This is a genomic window from Streptomyces sp. NPDC004111, from assembly GCF_042874215.1.
In the GTDB taxonomy this organism is placed as follows: Bacteria; Actinomycetota; Actinomycetes; order Streptomycetales; family Streptomycetaceae; genus Streptomyces.
Genome location: NZ_JBIAMU010000013.1, coordinates 92978 through 112654, shown reverse-complemented (window position 1 = coordinate 112654; position 19677 = coordinate 92978). Strand labels below are relative to the sequence as shown.

The window sequence follows — 19677 nt, the reverse complement described above, 5'->3', positions numbered from 1 at the left end:
CGTGTACGACATGGGGGAGTCACGCCCGCTCCACGCATTCGCCACCCTTCCCGCCGCCTCGGTCTGCGCCGCCGTCGCCGCCCTGCTCACCGCCCTGTCCGGCCGCTACGGCTACCACCGCGACGAGCTGTACTTCCTGGTCGCGGCCGACCATCCGGACTGGGGCTACGTCGACCAGCCACCGCTCACCCCGCTGATCGCCAAGGCGTCCAGCACCGTCTTCGGGGACAGCCCGGCCGGACTGCGGGTGGCCGGCACGCTCGCCTGCGTACTGCTCGTCCTGCTGGTCACCGCCGTCGCCCGCGAACTGGGCGGCGACCGGCGGGCCCAGACGCTGGCCGCGGTGTGCGCGGCCACCTCGACGTTCGTACTGGCCGTGGGGCACATGGTGTCCACGGCGACGTACGACCTGGTGGCCTGGCTGGCGATCAGCTGGCTCTTCCTGCGGCTGCTGCGCTCCCGCGAGCCGCGCTGGTGGGTGGCGGTCGGGGCGGCCGTCGGGGTCGGGGTGCAGAACAAGTACCTGGTGGCGATGCTGGTGGCCGCCCTGCTCATCGGCCTCGTCGTGGCCGGGCCGCGCGCCCTGCTGCGCAGCCCGTGGCTGGGGGTCGGGGTCGCCGTCGCCGTGCTCATCGCCTGGCCGAACCTCTGGTGGCAGGAGCAGAACGGCTGGCCGCAGCTCACCGTGGCGGGCGGGATCGTCGCCGACGACGGCACCGAGAACCGTGTCCTGTTCGTGCCGCAGCAGCTCCTCTTCCTGTCCCCGCTGTATGTCCCGGTCTGTGTGGCGGGGTGGCTGCGGCTGTGGCGGGGCCCGGAGGTGGGCTGGGCGCGGGCGGTGGCGTGGGCGTACCCGCTGCTGTGCCTCCAGGTGATCGGCACCGGCGGAAAGCCGTACTACGCGCTGCCGTTGCTGCTGGTGCTGCTGGCGGCGGGGTGCGTTCCGGCGCTCGGCTGGCTGGGGCGCGGGGCGCGGCGGGTACGGCGCGGGCTGTTCGCCGGGGCGGTCGCGCTGACGGTGGCGGTGAGTCTGGCGGTGGCCCTGCCGGTGCTGCCGCCGGGCGCGCTGGGGCCGATCGCCGCGATCAACCCGGAGCAGGGCGAACAGGTCGGCTGGCCCGAGCTGGCGGACGCGGTGGCGGCGGGCTGGCAGCTGGTCCCGGCGGGCGAGCGGGCCTCGTCGGTGGTCTTCGCGCAGAACTACGGGCAGGCGGGCGCCCTCGCACGGTACGGTCCTGCCCGCGGCCTGCCCGCCCCCTACTCCGGGCACATGAGCTTCGCCGACTGGGGCCCGCCGCCGGACTCCGCCACCGGGCGCGTACTGCTGCTCCGGCAGAGGGGCAGCGGCGGCGGTACGGGCCGGTACTTCCGGGGCTGCCGGCAGGTGGGCCGGGTCGACAACGGCGAGCACCTGGACAACGAGGAGCAGGGCGCCGCCGTGCTGCTGTGCTCCGGCACCACCGAGCCCTGGTCCCGGCTGTGGCCCCGGCTGCGCCACTTCTACTGAGCGGTGCCCCGCCCGCGGGGCGGCTCCGGGAGGCAGTGGGGCAGCCCGGCCGGACGCCGCCCCCTACGCGTGTCCCTGCCTGCGGACCACCGTGTCCGGGCCGGGCGACATCACCGTCTCCCGGCCGTCCGCGAACCGCACCCGGTACGGCGGCGTCCCCTCCGGCCCCAGCACCTCGACGATCTCCGCGATCCGGTCCTGCTGCCCCACGATCCTGCCGTGCGTCACCAGCTGGTCTCCCACGTTCGCTCGCATCGGACCTGACCTCCCGGGGGTCGGCTCTGGGAGGTCAAGTCTAGGACGCAGCAAGGGAGTTGGGGCCTGCAATTATCCGCCTCCGGTGCCGCGCGTCAGCTCCGCGACCGCCGGGTGACCGCGATGTACACCCGTACCGTCACCGCCGCCACGGGGGCCCCACCGGCATCACTTCTCCCAGCAGCACCACCGACCACACCAGTGTCGGCAGCGGCTGCGCGAGCCGGAGCCGGCTCGCCCGGGGCACCCCGATGCCGGCCATCCCTCAACCCCGACCCCGGCCCCGGGGCGGAATCCGCTCGACAGTGCGCGGGGCGTTCTGGCAGCGTCCTCCCATGACCGACAGGACCGATCCCGCGACCGTGTCGCCCGCAGCCTCCTCGGCTGCCGCCCCCGCAGCCGTGCCCCGGCTCGCCGAGCTGGGCGTGGAGGCCGACACCGACCCGGCCCGGCTGGACCGCGCCCGCGTCCACCACTGGCTCTCCACCGACGCCTACTGGGCGCTTGGCCGCAGCCGCGAGAAGCAGGACGCGGCGATCGACGCGTCGCTCAACTTCGGTCTGTACGACATCTCCTCGGGCGCCCAGGTGGCCTACGCCCGGGTGATCACCGACCGCGCGACCTTCGCCTGGCTCTGCGACGTGTACGTGGACCCGGCCGCCCGGGGCGGCGGGCTGGGCGTCGCCCTCGCCACCCTCGTCCGCGACCACCTCGCCCCGTACGGCGTCCGCCGGATCCTGCTGGCCACCGGGGACGCGCACGGGGTGTACGCGAAGGTGGGCTTCGAGCCGCTGGCGGCGCCGGAGCGGTGGATGTCGTACGGCGCGCAGTAGCGGGAGGCGGCGGGCTCAGCCCAGGCGCACGTCGACGCCGTGTTCGGCGAGGACGTCCAGGGTGGAGTCGAAGTACGCCATGAGGTGGGTGCGGGCGGTGGCGGAGTCCTGCCAGACGAGCGTGAAGGGGGCCGTGGCACCGAAGCCGCCGCGCAGGCAGTCGTTGAGGGCGTCGAGGTCGGCCCCGAAGTAGCCGCCGGGGCCGTTGACCGCTTCGCCGAGGGCGAGGAAGAGGGCGGAGCGGTCGGTGACGTGGCGGCCGTCGAGGACGCAGGTGCGGCCGGCCGGGGCGTCCGGGGCGGCCTCGTGGCGGGCGAAGTACCGCTCCTGGACCTCCGTGAGCCGCTGCCTGCGCCCCTCCTGGCCGAGCTCGGACCAGGCGCCTTCCCGGACGGTCCTGCCGGGCTCGGGATCCTGTCGCCGCTGATCACTCATGCGGCCATTGTGCTCCCCGGGCCCGCGCCCCCGCCGCCTCCGCCCGCCCCACGGCACGTCGTCGTGCCCTACGGCACGTCGTAGTGGTCCCGGGAGACCCGCCGCATCGCGCCGATCCGGTCCTCGGCCACCTCGCGCGCCGCGAAGAAGACGTGCCCGCGGACCTCGGGGAAGTCCGCCGCCAGCGTGAGGTGGCGGGAGAGTTCGCCCGGGTCCTGCCAGGCCGCGGGCTGGGCGGGGTCGCCCGCCTTGTAGAGGGCCTCGCCCAGGTACAGGTCGACTCCGGTGCCGCGCACCGTCCCCGCCCACCAGCGGACCAGTTCCGCGTAGTCCGCCTCGGCGAGGCCCACGTGCCAGTACAGCTGAGGACAGATGTAGTCGAGCAGGCCCTCGCGGACCCAGCGCCGGGTGTCCGCGTACAGGTCGTCGTAGGTGCCGACGCCCGCCCTGGTCCGGGAGCCCTCCGGGTCCTTGGCCTCGTTGCGCCACACCCCGAAGGGGCTGACCCCCAGGCGCACCCCGGGCCGCACCTCGCGGAGCCGCTCGCCCGTCTCCCGTACCAGCGCCTCCGTGTTGTGCCGGCGCCAGTCGCCGACGTCCGCGAAACCGGCCCCGTACCGCTCGAAGGCCGCCGCGTCGTCGAAGGTCTCCCCGGCCACCGGATAGGGGTAGAAGTAGTCGTCCCAGTGCACGGCGTCCACGTCGTAGCGGGCGACCGCGTCCAGCATGGCGTCCTGGACGAAGCGGCGGACCTCCGGCAGGCCGGGGTGGTAGTAGAGCTTGCCGCCGTACGGGACCACCCACTCGGGGTGCAGCCGGGCCGGATGGGTGGCGACGAGCCTGCCGGGGTCTGTGTGATTCGCCACCCGGTAGGGGTTGAACCAGGCGTGCAGTTCCAGGCCGCGCCGGTGGGCCTCGGTGACGGCCGTGCCGAGGGGGTCCCAGCCGGGGTCGCGGCCCTGCTCGCCGGTGAGGCACTCCGCCCACGGCTCGTACGGGGACGGCCACAGCGCGTCGGCGGTCGGCCGCACCTGGAGCACCACCGCGTTCAGCCCCGCACGGATCGCGTTGTCCAGGTGAACCAGCAGCTCAGCGCGTTGTTCCTGGGGAGCGAGCCCCTTGCGGGACGGCCAGTCCCGGTTGGCCACGGTGGCGATCCAGACGCCCCGCAGCCCGGTCGCGGCACCCCGCTCACCGGCCCTGCCCTCACGCGCCACCGCGCTCCCGGTCAGGGCCAGGGCGGAGACCACTCCGACCGCTCCAGCCAGAAGCCTTCTTCGTGCGACATGTCCCACAAAACGCCCCTCATCGTGTCCGTTCGGCCCTGCGTTCGCGGACAGCATGCCCGCCCCTCCCCGCCATCACCGCGCAAGCTCGGAGTAACGTCGGGGGTTCGTGGCGGAGCCGACGGCGACACCGGACGGGCTCCGCGAGCGTGAGGACCGAGAGCTTGACGTCGAGCTCGACCGGAAAAGCGAAAGGCACGATGTGACCGACATCGAACGCGTCGGAGTGGTGGGCTGCGGCCAGATGGGCGCCGGCATCGCGGAGGTGTGCGCCCGCAGCGGCCTTGAGGTCAAGGTCGCCGAGACCACGGGCGAGGCCCTGGAGATAGGCCGTACCCGCCTCTACAACTCCCTCTCGAAGGCTGCCGAGCGCGGCAAGATCTCCGAGGAGGAGCGCGACGCGACGCTGGAGCGCCTGAGCTTCACCACCGACCTCGGCGAGTTCGCCGACCGCGACCTGGTGATCGAGGCCGTCGTCGAGAACGAGCAGGTCAAGACGGAGATCTTCCAGGTCCTGGACCAGGTCGTGACCCGCCCGGACGCCATCCTGGCCTCCAACACCTCCTCCATCCCGCTGGTGAAGCTGGCCGTCGCCACGTCCCGGCCGGACGCGGTCATCGGCATCCACTTCTTCAACCCGGCGCCGGTGCAGAAGCTGGTCGAGCTGATCCCCGCCCTCACCACCTCCGAGGGCACCATCAGCAGGGCGCACGCCATGGTGGAGAAGATCCTCGGCAAGCACGCCATCCGCGCCCAGGACCGCTCGGGCTTCGTGGTGAACGCGCTGCTGATCCCGTACCTGCTCTCGGCGATCCGGATGTTCGAGTCGGGCATCGCGTCCCGCGAGGACATCGACAACGGCATGGAGCTGGGCTGTGCCCACCCGATGGGCCCGCTGAAGCTGGCGGACCTGATCGGTCTGGACACCGTCGCCTCGGTGGCGGACTCGATGTACGCCGAGTTCAAGGAGCCGCTGTACGCCGCCCCGCCCCTGCTCCAGCGGATGGTGGACGCGGGCCGGCTCGGCCGCAAGACGGGCTCGGGCTTCTACCCGTACGCCTGACGTCGCTGCCGCACCCGGCCCTGCCCGGGTACGGCCGTGCCGACCCGTACTGACACAACGTCACATCGTTTTCCGGCGCCCCCCGCACTCCTGATTCGCACGGAGTGTGCGGGGGCGCGCGCGGTGTGCGGGACGTGCTCGCATATGCCCCGTACACACGCTCCCGCCCTATGGGCAAAGGGAGTTGACTCACCGTCACAACAGCAGAGTCGACTTCCCGGTGAAGGAGCGGACATCGTGGCCACCGACCCCGAGCAGACCGTGGTCGTAGAGGAAATCGCCGATGTGCGCCGTCGCCTCGACGTGGGGCTGACCCGCGTCGAGGGACGGCTCGCCGTACACACCCTGCGCGACGACCAGAACGACAAGGACCTCAGCGACCTGATCGCCCGCGTCAGCGCGCTGGAGCACTCCCGCTGGCCGTTGCCCGCGGTGGCGGCGCTCACCGCACTCGGTGCGCTCGCCGTCGCCGTCTGGCAGGCCATCGGGCGCTAGCCCAGACGCAGGTGATGGAGCATCAGCAGCCCGGCCGCCATGTTGGCGGCCGGCACCTCTCCCCTGGCGATCATGTCGGGGACCAGTTTGAGCGGTATCCACTCGCGGCGGGAGGACTCGAAGTCGTCCTGCGGGTAGCCGGTGTAGGTGGCTCCCTCGGACCAGTAGAGGTGGTGCCGCGCGTCGGTGAGGCCGTTGGAGGGCTCCACCGTGAGCAGGTGGTGCAGGGGGCCGGGCCGCCACCCGGTCTCCTCCTCCATCTCCCGGGCCGCCGCCTGCTCGACGTCCTCGCCGTCCTCGACCACTCCGGCGGCCAGTTCCCAGCCCCAGCTGTCGGTGATGAAGCGGTGGCGCCAGAGCATCAGCACCTCGTTCGCCTCGTTGACGGCCGTCGCGACGGCGACCGCGCGCAGGCGGATGAGGAAGTGGTCCAGATGACGGCCGTTGGGGAGTTCGACGTCCGCGAGATTCACCCGGAACCACGGGTTCTCATACACAGTTTGTTCGTTTAGGTTCGTCCACTGCACGTTTCTGCCACCTTCCGGCAATTGGATGCACGTAGATGGCAACATCGCAGCAGGGGCACGCTGGCGGAACCAGCGTCTGTCGGACCTTTGCAGTGGAATGCGCAACCCTCACAGAGCCTTCTACCAGGGAATGCGCAGCGCCCCGTCGATCATCTCGGCCGCCTCGTCGGCCTGGGCGCAGCCACTGGCCGCCAGATGCTCGCGCACGGCCCGCAGCCGGTCTCTGAGCCGCTGGGACTCCATGCCCCGCGCCTGCTCGGCCATCTCGACCGCGGTGGCAACGGCCCGGTCGGCCTCCCCCTGTCGCAGCTCGACGTGGGTGAGGATCGCGAGCCGGTGCACCCGGCCGCGGTCGTGTGCGCGGGTGTCGACCGCCGCCGCCGCGTGCTCCCGCGCGGTCGACAGGTCTCCCATACTGAGCAGCGCCTCCGCCACCTGCACGTTGACCAGGCCCGGTTGTACGTAGCCGGTCTCGTCGGGCTCGTGGCCGGGACGGATGCGGTCGGCGGCCTTCTCGGCCCGCCCGATGCAGGCGAGCGCACTGCCGCCGTCCCCGAGATGCGCGTACGACTTGGCCTGCATGGCGTACAGGTCGGCGGCCAGTGCCGGGGTGATCTCGCGCCCCGCCGTACGCAGCGCGGCCTCCGCGAAGGCGACCGCCTGACGGTACTCCCGCATGAACAGCGACTGGTTCACGAGCAGGGCGATGACGTACGCGCCCAGCCCCCGGTCGCAGCTCGCCTTGGCCAGCCGCAGGGCCTGGTGGAAGTAGCGCTGGGCCAGGCCCTGCGCGTCCGAGTCGTAGGCGCAGATGCCCGCGATGGCCACCAGCCCGCCGGTGGCGCGGTGGAGCTGGCGGCCCGTCGCGTCGTTGTAGCCGCCGCGCAGCAGCGGGGCGGTCTCGGAGTTGAGGAAGCCGACGATGCGGGAGCGGGTCGCGATGCCGCCGGCCTTGCGGTACATCTGCTCGTAGTGCGCGCGGGCGGCCTTGAGGGTCTCGATGTCCGCGAGGTTCACATGGGTCTGCCCGGACCGGGAGACATCGCTGTCCTCCGGCGGGTTCTCCCACTCCCAGACCGGCATCACGGCCGGCGTCCCGGTGACGGCGGGGGCACCGAGCACGTGCGGGCGCTGCTGTTCGTCGGAGCGCCACAGCGCGGTGGCCCGCTCCACGAAGCCGGACAGGGTGGAGCCGGAGGTGCTGCTGCGCGGGGAGACCAACTCGCCCTGGAAACCGCCGAGTCCGATGTCGTCGAGAGCCACCTGCCGGTGCAGCCGGTCGCTGAGCACGTCGCAGATCAGGTCGGGCACCTGGCCGCGCGGACGCTGTCCCCTGAGCCACCGGCGTACCGCCGTGTGGTCGTAGCGCAGCGCCAACCCCCGTTTCTTCCCCGCGTGGTTGACGTGTGCGGCCAGTCCGGCCTGGGAGATCCCGGCCTCGTCCAGCAGAGCGTCGAGGAGAGCATTGGGCTGCATGGCAAGCGCCTCCGGCTGACTCGGTCGTGCACAGCGTAGTACCGGCGACTTCACACGGGGGGTGAACCGAATGCCCGCATCCAGCGGGCGCACCCACTCCCTTCCCCGGCGGTGAATCGGTTGACTGAACTGCCTCGCAAGAGGCGGCCGGGCCGTCGGCTCCCCCTCCACAAGTGCGGCGGCCCGATCCCACCCCCGTCCGCCCTGCTCTGTCTGCCCGACATCCCCCCGGGCAGGGCGGACGGCAGCCGCACTGCCGCGCCCCGGACCGAGGAGGCCCTCCTGCCGGCGGACCGGTTCCGGCGGACCGCTACCGGCGGGACGGTTCGGGGCGCGGCCGACGCGCGGCGGCGCCGTGCTCCCCGGGGCCGTACTCCCCTGGCTGGACGGGGACCCGCAGCCGGTCGTTGCGCAGCACCACCAGGGCCACATCGTCGGACACCCGGCCTCCGGTGTGCCGCAGCAGGGCGCCCTGGACCCGGTCGACGACCGCCGCGGGCGACAGCGGCCCCACGGCGGCGGCCCTGGCCAGCGCGTCCCGCAGCGGGAAGAACCGCCCACCGGTGTCCCTGGCGTCCTCGGCCCCGTCGGTGTGCAGCACCAGCAGTTCGCCGGGCAGCAGCCGCACCCCGCCGCGCACCGGCAGCTCCGCCGGGAGCGGGAAGGGCCCGAGCGGCGGCAGCGGCTCCCCGGCGGCGACCTGTTCGGCCTTCCGCCGCAGCCGGTGCGGCCACGGGTGGCCGCAGTTGAGGGCCAGCACCTCGCCGTCCTCCTGGATCTCCAGCAGCAGTACGGTGACGAACTCCTCGGCGGACGGGCCCTCCGGCCGCGCCGCGCCGGCCGCGGACTGCTCGTCCCGGGCACGCTCCCGCAGGTGCCGCTGCAGGGCGCGCTCCAACCGCCGCAGCACACCGCCGAGTTCGGGCTCGTCGTGGGCGGCCTCGCGGAAGCTGCCGAGCAGGGCGGCGACCGTTCCGAGGGCGGGCAGGCCGTGCCCGCGCACGTCCCCGATCACCACCCGCACCCCGTGCACGGTGGCCATCACCTCGTACAGGTCGCCGCCGACGGACGCCCCCTTGCTGGCGGAGAGCCGTCCCGCGGCGAGCGCGAGGCCGTCGAGGCGGGCGGGCAGCGGGCGCAGCAGCACCTCTTGGGCGGCGCGGGCGACCTCGGTGATCCGGCGCAGCTCCCGCAGCGGTCCCCGGCGCACCCCGGCCAGCAGGGCGGCGACCGCCAGCAGGAAGCCGAGGCAGGTGACGAGATCCGGGCCGACGCCCGCCGCGTCCGACAGCGGGCAGAGCAGCACCCAGCAGGTGACGAGGGCGAGCCAGAGGCCGAGGAGCACCACGCCGCGCACGTACCGGACGGGCCGGGCGCGGCGGCGGAAGCGCTTTCCCGCCCTGTGTCGGATCATTCCGGACGGCCCCCTCGGAGTGCTGGGTTCGGCTGCTGAGGCCGGTCGGCCGGAATGATTCTGTGCCGCGTTCGTGCCCGGATGGCACATCGCCCGCACTTCTCACCCAAATGAGTGAGGGGCACACCCGTGTCCCGGATGTGCCCCTCGACAACACGCTCAACAGCGGTTGTTCAACGCCCCGTTGCCGCCGCGGGCGGCGGTACGGGCCTCACGCCCCGCGCAGCACCGCTCCGGTGTGCTCGGCGGCGAGCGCCACCGCCGCGTCGCGCGCCGCGGTGGCCTCCTCGACGGTCAGCGTGCGGTCGGCGGCACGGAAGCGCAGCGCGTAGGCCAGCGACTTCTTGCCCTCGCCGAGCTGCGCACCGGCGAACACGTCGAACAGCCGGATGTCCTCCAGCAGTTCGCCCGCGCCCTGGCGCAGCCAGCCCTCGACGGCGTGCGCGGTGACGTCCGCGTCGACGACCAGGGCCACGTCCTGGGTGGCGACCGGGAAGGTGGAGATCCGCGGCGCCCGCAGCACGCCCCGGCCCGCCTTCTCCAGCGCGTCCAGGTCGAGCTCCATCGCGCAGGTGCGCTCCGGCAGGTGCATCGCCTTCACGACGCGCGGGTGCAGCTCACCGGCGTACCCGATGATCTGCTCCGTGCCGTCGACGACGACCGAGAGCGCGGCGCAGCGGCCCGGGTGCCAGGGCTCGTTGACCGCTCCCGCGACGCGCAGTTCGGCACCGGCCTCGCGGGCCAGCGTCCGGGCGGCCTCGACGGCGTCGGCCCAGTCGGCCGGGCGGCCCTTGCCCCACCAGCCGGCCTGCTCGCGGGCGCCCGCGAGGACGACGGCGGCGTGCCGGGGCTGGGCGGGCAGCGAGGAGTCGAGCTCCGCGATCTGCTCGTCCGTGGGGCGGTGGTCGACCGGGAGGCGCACGGCCCTGTGCTCGTGGCCGGTCGGCAGGAACACCAGACCGGTCTCGAACAGCGCCAGGTCGTGGCTGCCGCGGCCGTCGTTGCGGCGCAGCGCGCCGAGCAGGCCGGGCAGCAGCGTCGTACGGAGCGCGGGCTCCGTGTCGGCGAGCGGGTTGACCAGCTTGACGGTGTTGCGGCGGTCGTCGTCGGCGGCCAGCTGGAGCTGGTCGAAGGCGGCCTCCCCGACGAACGGGTAGCTCAGCGCCTCGACGTAGCCGGCCCCGGCGAGCGCCCGGCCGACCCGGCGGTGCAGCCGCTGGCGGTCGGTGAGCCCGCGGCCCGAGGGCGGGGTGGGCAGCGTGGAGGGCAGGTTCTCGTAGCCCTCCAGCCGGATGACCTCTTCCGCGAGGTCGTTGGGGAACGCCAGGTCGGGGCGCCAGGACGGCACGGTGACCGTCAGGTCGTCCTGCCCGTAGACGTCGCAGCCGACCTCCTGGAGGCGGCGCACCACGGTCTCGCGGCCGTAGGCGACGCCGGCGACGCGGTCGGGGTGGTCGGCCCGCATGGCGATGGAGCGGGGCGCGGAGGGCGCGATGACCTCGGTGACCCCGGCGTCCGCGGTGCCGCCGGCGAGCAGCACCAGCAGGTCGACGGTGCGCTGGGCGGCAGCCGACGCGGCCTCGGGGTCGACGCCGCGCTCGTAGCGCTTGGACGCCTCGGAGCCGAGCCGGTGGCGGCGCGAGGTGCGGGCGATGGTCAGCGCGTCGAAGTGCGCCGCCTCGATGACGACCTCGGTGGTGCCGGTGCTCTCGCCGGTCTGCGCGTCGGTCTCGACGTCGGCGATCTCGGTGTGGGCGCCGCCCATGACGCCGGCGAGGCCGATCGGCCCGCGGTCGTCGGTGATGACCAGGTCCTCGGCGTCGAGGGTGCGCTTGGTGCCGTCGAGCGTGGTGAGCTGCTCGCCCTGCTCCGCGCGGCGGACGCCGATGGTGCCCTGGACGCGGGTGCGGTCGTAGGCGTGCAGCGGCTGGCCGAGCTCCAGCATCACGTAGTTGGTGATGTCGACGGCGAGCGAGATCGGGCGCATGCCGGCCTTCTGCAGCCTGCGCTGCATCCAGATCGGCGAGCGGGCCTCGGGGTCGAGCCCGGTGACGGTGCGCGCGGTGAAGCGGTCGCAGCCCTGCGGGTCGCTGATCTTCACCGGGTAGCCGTACGAGTTCGGCGCCGGGACGTCGAGCAGCGCCGGGTCGCGCAGCGGCAGCCCGTAGGCTGTGGCCGCCTCGCGGGCGATGCCGCGCAGCGACAGGGCGTAGCCGCGGTCGGGGGTGACCGCGATGTCCAGCACCTCGTCGACGAGCTCCAGGAGCTCGATGGCGTCGGTGCCGGGCTCGTACTCCGGCGGGAGCACGATGATGCCGCCGCTGCCGTCGTCGCCCATGCCCAGCTCGTCGCCGGAGCAGATCATGCCGTGGGACGTCCTGCCGTACGTCTTGCGCGCGGCGATGGCGAAGTCGCCGGGCAGCACCGCGCCCGGGAGGACCACGACGACCTTGTCGCCGACGGCGAAGTTGCGGGCGCCGCAGACGATCTCCTGCGGTTCGCCGGTGCCGTTGGCGGAGCCGACGTCCACCGTGCAGAAGCGGATCGGCTTCTTGAAGCCCTCCAGCTCCTCGATGGTCAGCACCTGGCCGACGACCAGCGGGCCCTTGAGGCCGGCGCCGGGCTGCTCGACCGTCTCGACCTCCAGCCCCGCGGACACCAGCTTGGCCTGTACGTCACGGCCGGTCTCGGTGGCGGGGAGATCGACGTACTCCCGCAGCCAGGAAAGCGGGACCCGCATCAGATCTCCATCCCGAAGGGCCGAGTGAAACGCACGTCACCCTCGACCATGTCTCGCATGTCTTCCACGTTGTGCCGGAACATCAGCATCCGCTCGATGCCGAAGCCGAAGGCGAACCCGCTGTACTTCTCCGGGTCGACGCCGCAGGCCGTGAGGACCTTCGGGTTGACCATGCCGCAGCCGCCCAGCTCGATCCAGCCCTCGCTGCCGCAGGTGCGGCAGGGACGGTCTGGGTTGCCGACGGACGCGCCGCGGCACACGTAGCAGACCATGTCCATCTCGGCGGACGGCTCGGTGAAGGGGAAGTAGTTGGGGCGCAGCCGGGTCTTCATGCCCTCGCCGAAGAGCGCCTGGACCATGTGGTCGAGGGTGCCCTTGAGGTCGGCCATGGTGAGGCCCTCGTCGACGGCCAGCAGCTCGATCTGGTGGAAGACCGGGGTGTGCGTGGCGTCCAGCTCGTCGGTGCGGTAGACGCGGCCGGGGCAGACCACGTAGACCGGCGGCTCACGGCGTTCGAGCAGCGCGCGGGCCTGCACCGGGGAGGTGTGGGTGCGCAGCACGACACCGGACCCGTCGTTCTTCGCGCCGTCCTCGCCCTCGACGAAGAAGGTGTCCTGCATCTGGCGCGCCGGGTGGTCCGGCACGAAGTTCAGGGCGTCGAAGTTGAACCACTCGGCCTCGACCTCGGGACCCTCGGCGACCTCGTAGCCCATCGCGACGAAGACGTCGGCGACGCGCTCCATGAAGGTGGTCAGCGGGTGCCGGGCACCGGCCGGGGTGCGGTCGTACGGCAGCGTGACGTCGACGGCCTCCTCGACCAGTACGCGCTCGTCGCGCTCGGCCTCCAGAACCGTGAGCCGGGCGGCCAGGGCCTTGTTCACGGCGCCGCGGGCCATGCCGACGCGCTTGCCCGCCTCGGCCTTGGCCTGGGGCGGCAGCGCGCCGATCTCGCGGTTGGCGAGCGAGAGCGGCGAGGTGGGCCCGGTGTGCGCGGTCTTGGCGTGCGTGAGCGCGTCGAGGTCGGCGGCGGCCTCGAAGGCGGCCAGCGCCTCGTCGCGCATGCGCTCGATCTCTTCGGGTTTCAGCGCCTCGACCTCGACAGGGTCGTACGACTTATTGGGTGCGGACATCTCTTCCCGTACTTCCGATGGCTGATGGGCGGCCCCGCTCGACGCATGAGGACGCAAAGGTGCCAAAAGTCGAGTCTAAAGCCTGTCCGGTGGGCCGGGCCGCACGGGGCGACCGTGCCGGGCCCGCCGGACGGGGCCGGGGACGTGGGACGCGACGAAGCCCGTGGGGCGCTCAAGCCAGATAGGCCGGGGCCCCCACGGGCAGGATAAATCGGAATTCGGCGCCGCCGCCGGGCCCGCGGCCGACCGTGATGGTGCCGCCGTGCGCCTCGACGATGCCCTTGACGATGTAGAGGCCCAGGCCGGTGCCGCCGCGCTTGCTGCCCCGCCAGAACCGGGTGAAGACACGGCTGAGCGACTCCTCGGGGATGCCGGGTCCTTCGTCGCTCACGATGACGGCCGTTCCCTTCTCGTCGTCCTTGGCGGTGGCGGGTGCCACCTCGATGGTGACCATTCCCTCGCCGTGGCGCACCGCATTTTCCAGCAGGTTGCCCAGCACCTGGTCGATCTTGTCGGGGTCGGCCCACAGGTCGGGCAGCGGGTGCGCGAGCTGCACGAGGAAGCGGTCGGCCCGCTGGCCGGCCGAGATGTGGGCGTGCACGTTGCGCCCCACGGCGGCGGCGATGTCGACGGGCTGCCGGCGCAGCTCCAGGCGCCCGGAGTCGATCCGGGAGATGTCGAGCAGCTCGGCGATCAGCCGGGCGATCCGGTCGGCGTCGCCGTCGACGGTCTCCAGCATCATCCGCTTCTGGTCGTCGGTGAAGCGCTCCCACTTGCGCAGCAGGGTCCGGGTGAAGCCCTTCACGGAGGTGAGCGGGGAGCGCAGCTCGTGCGCGACGGTGGCGATCAGCTCGGCGTGGCTGCGCTCGGAACGCCTGCGGGCCTCGGTGCCGCGCAGCGAGACCACCACCCGGCAGACCCGTCCGCGCGGCTCCTCGCGGACGTACCGCGCCGAGACCAGCACCTCGCGTCCGCCCGGCAGCAGCAGGTTGCGCTCGGGCTGCCCGCCGCGGATGGCGAGGCCGCCGTAGGGGTCGGTGAGGGTCCACCAGCGGCGGCCCTTGAGGTCCTCCAGCGGCAGTACGTCGACCAGGGCGCGCCCCAGCGCGAAGTCCGCGGGCACCGCCGTGATGCGGGAGGCGGCGGCGTTGAAACAGACGATCCGGCCCGTCTCGTCGGCGACGACGAGGCCGTCCGGGAGGTCGTCCGCCGCGATCCCGGACGCCTTGAACTCCCTTGCCCGTACGGCCTGTTCAGACACTTCCGCGACCATCTCTGCCGTATCCCACCTCTCCGTGCACGGGAGGGCCCCCGAGCCCGTCACCCTACTCCGAACAGGGTGCCCTCAGGCAGAGGTGCGTACCCGCTGTGCGCGCGCGGATGCGTAGAGGCACACGGCGGCTGCCGTAGCGAGGTTGAGGCTCTCGGCCTTTCCGTGGATCGGCACGCGTACGACGGCGTCCGCGAGGGCCCGGGTCTCCTCGGGCAGGCCCCAGGCCTCGTTGCCGAAGACCCAGGCGGTGGGACCGCCCATGGTGCCCGCGTCCAGCTCGTCGTCGAGGTCGCGGTCGCCCGCCCCGTCGGCGGCCAGGATGCGCACCCCGGCCTCCTGGAGCCGGGCGACGGCCTGTTCGACGGGGACGCCCACGGCGACCGGCAGGTGGAAGTGCGAACCGACCGAGGCGCGTACCGACTTGGGGTTGTAGAGGTCGACGGAGGCGTCCGTGAGGACGACCGCGTCGGCGCCCGCCGCGTCCGCGCAGCGCAGCACCGTACCGGCGTTGCCGGGGTCGCGGACGTGGGCGAGGACGGCGACCAGCTTGGGCTTCGCGGCGAGGATCTCCTCGAAGGGGGAGTCCAGGAAGCGGCAGACGCCGACGATGCCCTGCGGGGTGATGGTCTGGGAGATGTCCGCGAGGACGTCGTCCCCGGCGAGGTGCACCCGGGCGCCGGCGGTGTGCGCGGCGTCCACGATGTCGGCGTACCGCTCGGCGGTCTCCACCGTGGCGAACAGCTCGATGAGCGTGGGGGTGCCGTCGGGCCCCCGGTGGTCCACGGCCTCCCGCACGGCCTGCGGCCCCTCGGCGATGAACCGGCGCTCCTTGCCCCGGAAACTGCGCTTCGCCAGCCTCTTGGCGGCGGTGACGCGGGGGGAACGCGGGGAGATCAGCTCGGGAGTGCCCATGGGCGTGCGGCTCACTTCTTCGTACGTGACTCAACTGAAAGGGGCGGCGGAACGCACCGGACCCGCAGGCGCGGAATGCGCCTGCGGGTCCGGCTTCAAAGCCAAGAAGCTGCTCTGCCTGGGAGCTATGAAGCTCAGGCGGCGGCCTTCGGGGCGTTGACGTCGCTCGGGAGCGCCTTCTGGGCAACCTCGACGAGCGCGGCGAACGCGTTGCTGTCGTTGACGGCCAGCTCGGCGAGGATCTTGCGGTCCACCTCGATGTTGGCGGCCTTCAGACCCTGGATGAGGCGGTTGTACGTCATGCCGTTCTCGCGGGCAGCGGCGTTGATGCGCTGGATCCACAGCTGACGGAAGTCGCCCTTGCGCTTCTTGCGGTCGTTGTAGTTGTAGACCAGGGAGTGGGTGACCTGCTCCTTGGCCTTGCGGTACAGGCGCGAACGCTGGCCGCGGTAGCCCTTGGCGGCTTCGAGGATTGCCCGGCGCTTCTTGTGGGCGTTTACTGCGCGCTTGACGCGTGCCACTTTTGACTCCTTGTAGCGGGGCCGTGGGGGTGTTCACACGACCCGAAAACGAATTGGTCCCGGTCTCGATCCAGTGCCTCCGGAAGATTCACCGAAGGCGGCGGGATCACTTGCCGAGAAGCTTCTTGATCTTCGCGGCGTCGCCCGGGGCCATCTCGGCGTTGCCGGTGAGGCGGCGCGTCACGCGGGACGACTTGTGCTCGAGCAGGTGGCGCTTGCCGGCGCGCTCGCGGAGCACCTTGCCGGAGCCGGTGATCTTGAAGCGCTTCTTGGAACCGCTGTGCGTCTTGTTCTTCGGCATCGCGCCGTATCTCCTCGTCAGTGCCGCTCCCCCGGTCCCCGGTGCGGGCACCGGACTTACGGGAGCGTCAGGTCTGTGGTGGGTGGGGGTTCCGTTCGGAATCCGGGGGCCGCCTGGGTGGCGGCCCCGTGGATCACGCCTCGGAAGGTGCTGCCTCGGCCGGAGCCTCGACTGCTGCCTCGGCAACCTCACCCGCGGGCTGCTCGTCGGGGGCTGCGCCCTGACGCTCCGCCTTGCGGGCGGCCTGGGCCTCGCGGGCCTCGGCCATTGCCTCGGTCTTCTTCTTGTGCGGGCCAAGAACCATGATCATGTTCCGGCCGTCCTGCTTCGGGTTGGACTCGATGAAGCCCAGTTCCTCCACGTCGGAGGCGAGTCGCTGAAGCAGCCGGAAGCCAAGCTCGGGACGGGACTGCTCACGACCACGGAACATGATCGTGATCTTGACCTTGTCACCCTGCTTGAGGAACCGGACGACGTGACCCTTCTTGGTGTCGTAGTCGTGCGGGTCGATCTTCGGGCGGAGCTTCATCTCCTTGATGACCGTGTGCGCCTGGTTCTTGCGCGCCTCACGGGCCTTCATGGCCGACTCGTACTTGAACTTCCCGTAGTCCATGAGCTTGCACACGGGCGGACGGGCGTTCGCCGCGACCTCGACCAGGTCGAGGTCGTACTCCTGCGCCAGTTCCAGGGCCTTCGCGAGCGGGACGATGCCCACCTGCTCACCACTGGGTCCGACAAGTCGCACCTCGGGAACGCGAATCCGGTCGTTGATGCGGGGCTCGGCGCTGATGGATCCTCCTCAGTAGCACCACACGACTGTCTGGCAGACAGCCGCGTAACGTCTCATTACGTTGGACCAACCGCTTCGGCGCATAAAAAATGCCCCGGACGGGACACAGGCAGGGCTCCTGGATATACCGGAGCACCGCCGCGTCTGAAACCGCGGGGCGCACACATCGGACAGTTCCATCGTCCGTACGGAACGATGGGGACCGTCTTCTGACCGGTGACCCGCCGCCCCAGGGGCGGTCAGGTGGGAGATCGGAGCCTCCACTTGTGGGCCGGGCACAGGAGTGTCCGACCGGTCGTGAGACAACTATACCCGTCAAGCGACACTGGTGCGAACCCCGGTAAACCACTCCTTCGGGCCCCGGGGAAAGGGCACCCGTTCCGGCACCTATCGTGGACGCCATGAGCGACGCGACCAGCAGCAACGCCGGCACCGGCGGCAACGAAGAGACCGGCCACACGGAGCAGGGTCCCGGCTTCGACGACATGACCCGCGACATCGCGGACGTTCCCGCCGTCGAGGTGATCACCACGGTCGCCGTGCACCTGATGAGCGCCGCCGCCGTCAACCTGGGCCTGGCCGAGGACGGCGACAAGCACAAGGACCTGGACGAGGCGCGGAAGCTGATCCACGCCCTGGCCGGCCTGATCACGGCCAGCGCGACCGAGATCAGCTCCTTCCACGCGGCGCCGCTGCGGGACGGGCTGAAGTCCCTCCAGCTGGCGTTCCGCGAGGCGTCGGTCGTACCGGACGAGCCGGGTCAGGGTCCGGGCGAGAAGTTCACCGGGCCGGTCTTCGGCTGAGCGGCTCCCGCTCCTGCGCCGGCGAGGGCCTCCACCGCGACGCGGCGGGGGCCCTTCCGTCTGCCCTCGGCCGCCCCTGCCCCGCTCCCCCGCGTCCGGATCGCCAGCGTCCGGATCGCCAGCGTCCGGCTCCCCGCGTCCGGCTCCCCGCGTCCGGCTCCTCGGCGCCCGGATCGCTCCTACAGCGCCGCCGCGTCCGCGTGCAGACGGGGCGCGTCGACGGGGTGGGTCAGCCGGTGCGCCAGGGCCGCCAGTACGCCGCCGACCAGCGGCGCGACGAGGAACAGCCACAGCTGGGACAGTGCGGCACCGCCCGCGAAGAGGGCCGGGCCCAGGCTGCGGGCCGGGTTCACCGAGGTGCCGGTGAGCGGGATGCCGACCAGGTGGATGACGGCGAGCGCCAGGCCGATGGGCAGTCCGTCGAAGCCGACGACCGCGACCTTGCTGGTGACCGCGAGGACGACGAAGACCAGCAGGAAGGTCAGCACCACCTCGGCCAGGAACGCGCCGCCGGTGTTGAGGTGCACGGCGGAGCGGTCGCCGAACCCGTTCGACCCGAAGGCCCCGCTGGTCTGCAGGCCCGGTACCTGTTTGGCGAGCAGGAACAGCAGCGCGGCGCCCGCGATGCCGCCCAGCAGCTGCGCGACCCAGTAGCCCGCCGCCGTCCGGGCGTTGATCCGCCGGGCCATCAGCATGCCGAGCGTGACCGCCGGATTGACGTGGCAGCCGGAGATCGGACCGAGCGCGTAGGCCAGCGCCAGCAGCACGAAGCCGAAGGCGAGGGCGATGCCCAGGGTTCCGATGAAGCCCCCGGCGAGCACGGCCGCGCCGACCGCGAAGAAGACCAGCAGGAGGGTCCCGAGGAATTCGGAGACCAGTGTCCGTCTGTCCATGACACACCTCACGAAGATCGTTGACCTCTTCGCATTGTCTGCCGGGGTGCGCGCTCCCGCCTGTTCTGCCGGCAGCGGCCGGTGCCGGACGTCAGCGCACGAGCAGCGGCTCTCCGGGCGGGGTGGCGCCCGCGGGCAGGAGCGCCAGGTCCAGGCCGCGCACCAGCCGGGCGCGCAGTACGTCGTGCGAGGCCAGGCCCTGCGCGACGCGGCGCACCGCTTCGGCGGGGACCGCGTCCGGGGCCAGGACGAGGGCGAGCACCCCGTCGGCCTCGCCGGGACCGAGGTGGGCACGGAGCACGGCGGGCTCGGCGGCCAGCAGTTCGCGGACGGCCGCGACCACGGCAGGGTCGTCGATCGGCCGGGCACTGCTGCGGCCCTCGGCGAGCGCGAGCAGGGCGGGCCCGGTGAGCTGGTACGCGACGGGCCCGGCGAGGTCGATCACGACGGTGTCGGCCTGCTCGTGGGCGGCTGCCTGGAGCGCCTGGTGCAGCGGTACGGCGACGGGGCGCGCGGCCGGGTCCCAGAGGGCGAGTGCCTCGATGGAGGTGAAGGCGGGCAGCGCCTTGCGGTCGCCCGCGCGGAGGGTGGGGACGGCCATGTCGCTCGTCTTCTCGCGCTTGAGCCCCGTCTCCGGATCGGTCTCCACCTCGCCGAGCACGGCGACGACGGGGACGAGGAGGCGGGCACCGGGGAGCGCGTCGAGGACGCGCTGCTCGGCGGCGGCGTCCTGGGGACCCCGGGCCCAGGCGGCGAGGGCCTGGGAGAGGGCGGGATCGGCGGTGCCGTCGTCTTCGGAGAAGCCGGGGTCAGGGATGTTCTTGAGCACGGGTCGAGCGTATCCCTTGGGGTCGGGTCGCTGATGTGCGGCCGGTACGTGGCCGGGCGTCCGCCCCTCGGGGTCGGTGGGACCGCGCGAGCGGCGAACGGCGCTCGCGCAGAAGACCCACCGGCCCCGCGGCCGTCGGTTCGGGGAAGGTGCGGGGAGGGGCTCAGGCCCGCCGCGGGCGCCGCTCCGGGTGC

General features: G+C 72.5%; 20 protein-coding genes and 1 pseudogene. 5 read left to right on the top strand and 16 right to left on the bottom strand.

Annotation, left to right across the window (positions count from 1 at the left end; genetic code table 11):
• Positions 1-10: 10 nt before the first annotated feature.
• Positions 11-1507: a glycosyltransferase family 39 protein gene (locus ACFYVL_RS25030; RefSeq protein ID WP_389248741.1), complete on the top strand. Its 1497-nt coding sequence runs from the start codon at positions 11-13 to the stop codon at positions 1505-1507.
• Positions 1508-1570: 63 nt separating this feature from the next.
• On the opposite strand, the gene ACFYVL_RS25025 is transcribed toward ACFYVL_RS25030, so the two are convergent.
• Both ACFYVL_RS25025 and ACFYVL_RS25020 read right to left on the bottom strand, forming a co-directional pair.
• Entirely contained in the window at positions 1571-1762 is a 192-nt protein-coding gene (locus ACFYVL_RS25025; protein WP_389248418.1) for a DUF1918 domain-containing protein, read from the bottom strand.
• Positions 1763-1857: 95 nt separating this feature from the next.
• Positions 1858-2027 (bottom strand): annotated as a pseudogene (locus tag ACFYVL_RS25020) (EamA family transporter); the annotation flags it as partial.
• 70 nt (positions 2028-2097) lie between these two features.
• On the opposite strand from ACFYVL_RS25020, the gene ACFYVL_RS25015 reads away from it, so the two are divergent.
• Positions 2098-2595 (top strand): GNAT family N-acetyltransferase, encoded by a 498-nt coding sequence (locus ACFYVL_RS25015; protein ID WP_389248416.1) that lies wholly within the window; start codon positions 2098-2100, stop codon positions 2593-2595.
• Between the two features lie 15 nt (positions 2596-2610).
• Here the strand turns inward: ACFYVL_RS25015 and ACFYVL_RS25010 are convergent, their stop codons facing one another.
• Both ACFYVL_RS25010 and ACFYVL_RS25005 read right to left on the bottom strand, forming a co-directional pair.
• Entirely contained in the window at positions 2611-3030 is a 420-nt protein-coding gene (locus ACFYVL_RS25010; protein ID WP_389248414.1) for a barstar family protein, read from the bottom strand.
• Positions 3031-3098: 68 nt separating this feature from the next.
• Positions 3099-4298, bottom strand: coding sequence for a glycoside hydrolase family 10 protein (locus ACFYVL_RS25005; RefSeq protein WP_389248739.1), 1200 nt, complete (start codon positions 4296-4298; stop codon positions 3099-3101).
• 220 nt (positions 4299-4518) lie between these two features.
• Between ACFYVL_RS25005 and ACFYVL_RS25000 the strand changes: the two genes are divergently transcribed.
• Positions 4519-5379, top strand: coding sequence for a 3-hydroxybutyryl-CoA dehydrogenase (locus ACFYVL_RS25000; protein ID WP_389248412.1), 861 nt, complete (start codon positions 4519-4521; stop codon positions 5377-5379).
• 237 nt (positions 5380-5616) lie between these two features.
• Entirely contained in the window at positions 5617-5874 is a 258-nt protein-coding gene (locus ACFYVL_RS24995) for a hypothetical protein (protein WP_389248410.1), read from the top strand.
• On the opposite strand, the gene ACFYVL_RS24990 is transcribed toward ACFYVL_RS24995, so the two are convergent.
• The 10 genes from ACFYVL_RS24990 to infC form a co-directional block, all read right to left on the bottom strand.
• Positions 5871-6401: an NUDIX hydrolase gene (locus tag ACFYVL_RS24990; RefSeq protein ID WP_389248408.1), complete on the bottom strand. Its 531-nt coding sequence runs from the start codon at positions 6399-6401 to the stop codon at positions 5871-5873. The genes ACFYVL_RS24995 and ACFYVL_RS24990 overlap by 4 nt on opposite strands.
• 120 nt (positions 6402-6521) lie before the next feature.
• Complete coding sequence (locus tag ACFYVL_RS24985) at positions 6522-7877, bottom strand: transcriptional regulator (protein WP_389248406.1); 1356 nt, start codon at positions 7875-7877, stop codon at positions 6522-6524.
• Between the two features lie 310 nt (positions 7878-8187).
• Entirely contained in the window at positions 8188-9291 is a 1104-nt protein-coding gene (locus tag ACFYVL_RS24980) for a PP2C family protein-serine/threonine phosphatase (protein ID WP_389248404.1), read from the bottom strand.
• A gap of 211 nt (positions 9292-9502) precedes the next feature.
• The gene (gene pheT / locus ACFYVL_RS24975) at positions 9503-12031 is read right to left on the bottom strand and encodes a phenylalanine--tRNA ligase subunit beta (RefSeq protein ID WP_389248402.1); all 2529 of its coding nucleotides are present in this window, start codon (positions 12029-12031) and stop codon (positions 9503-9505) included.
• On the bottom strand, positions 12031-13161 hold the full coding sequence (gene pheS, locus ACFYVL_RS24970; protein WP_389248400.1) for a phenylalanine--tRNA ligase subunit alpha: 1131 nt from the start codon (positions 13159-13161) through the stop codon (positions 12031-12033). Before pheS ends, pheT begins: the two co-directional genes overlap by 1 nt.
• 172 nt (positions 13162-13333) lie before the next feature.
• Positions 13334-14422, bottom strand: a complete 1089-nt coding sequence (locus tag ACFYVL_RS24965) for an ATP-binding protein (RefSeq protein ID WP_389248398.1) — start codon at positions 14420-14422, stop codon at positions 13334-13336.
• Positions 14423-14506: 84 nt separating this feature from the next.
• Positions 14507-15346, bottom strand: coding sequence for a TrmH family RNA methyltransferase (locus ACFYVL_RS24960; RefSeq protein ID WP_389248396.1), 840 nt, complete (start codon positions 15344-15346; stop codon positions 14507-14509).
• Between the two features lie 134 nt (positions 15347-15480).
• Complete coding sequence (rplT, locus tag ACFYVL_RS24955; protein ID WP_189827453.1) at positions 15481-15867, bottom strand: 50S ribosomal protein L20; 387 nt, start codon at positions 15865-15867, stop codon at positions 15481-15483.
• Between the two features lie 106 nt (positions 15868-15973).
• Positions 15974-16168, bottom strand: coding sequence for a 50S ribosomal protein L35 (gene rpmI / locus ACFYVL_RS24950; RefSeq protein ID WP_040254989.1), 195 nt, complete (start codon positions 16166-16168; stop codon positions 15974-15976).
• Positions 16169-16301: 133 nt separating this feature from the next.
• The gene (gene infC, locus ACFYVL_RS24945) at positions 16302-16958 is read right to left on the bottom strand and encodes a translation initiation factor IF-3 (RefSeq protein ID WP_389248737.1); all 657 of its coding nucleotides are present in this window, start codon (positions 16956-16958) and stop codon (positions 16302-16304) included.
• Between the two features lie 401 nt (positions 16959-17359).
• Here infC and ACFYVL_RS24940 point away from each other — a divergent pair, with 401 nt between their 5' ends.
• Positions 17360-17761, top strand: a complete 402-nt coding sequence (locus ACFYVL_RS24940; protein ID WP_389248393.1) for a DUF1844 domain-containing protein — start codon at positions 17360-17362, stop codon at positions 17759-17761.
• Between the two features lie 179 nt (positions 17762-17940).
• Here the strand turns inward: ACFYVL_RS24940 and ACFYVL_RS24935 are convergent, their stop codons facing one another.
• Both ACFYVL_RS24935 and ACFYVL_RS24930 read right to left on the bottom strand, forming a co-directional pair.
• On the bottom strand, positions 17941-18654 hold the full coding sequence (locus ACFYVL_RS24935; protein WP_389248391.1) for an MIP family channel protein: 714 nt from the start codon (positions 18652-18654) through the stop codon (positions 17941-17943).
• Positions 18655-18745: 91 nt separating this feature from the next.
• The gene (locus tag ACFYVL_RS24930) at positions 18746-19483 is read right to left on the bottom strand and encodes an SseB family protein (RefSeq protein WP_389248389.1); all 738 of its coding nucleotides are present in this window, start codon (positions 19481-19483) and stop codon (positions 18746-18748) included.
• Between the last annotated feature and the right edge of the window lie 194 nt (positions 19484-19677).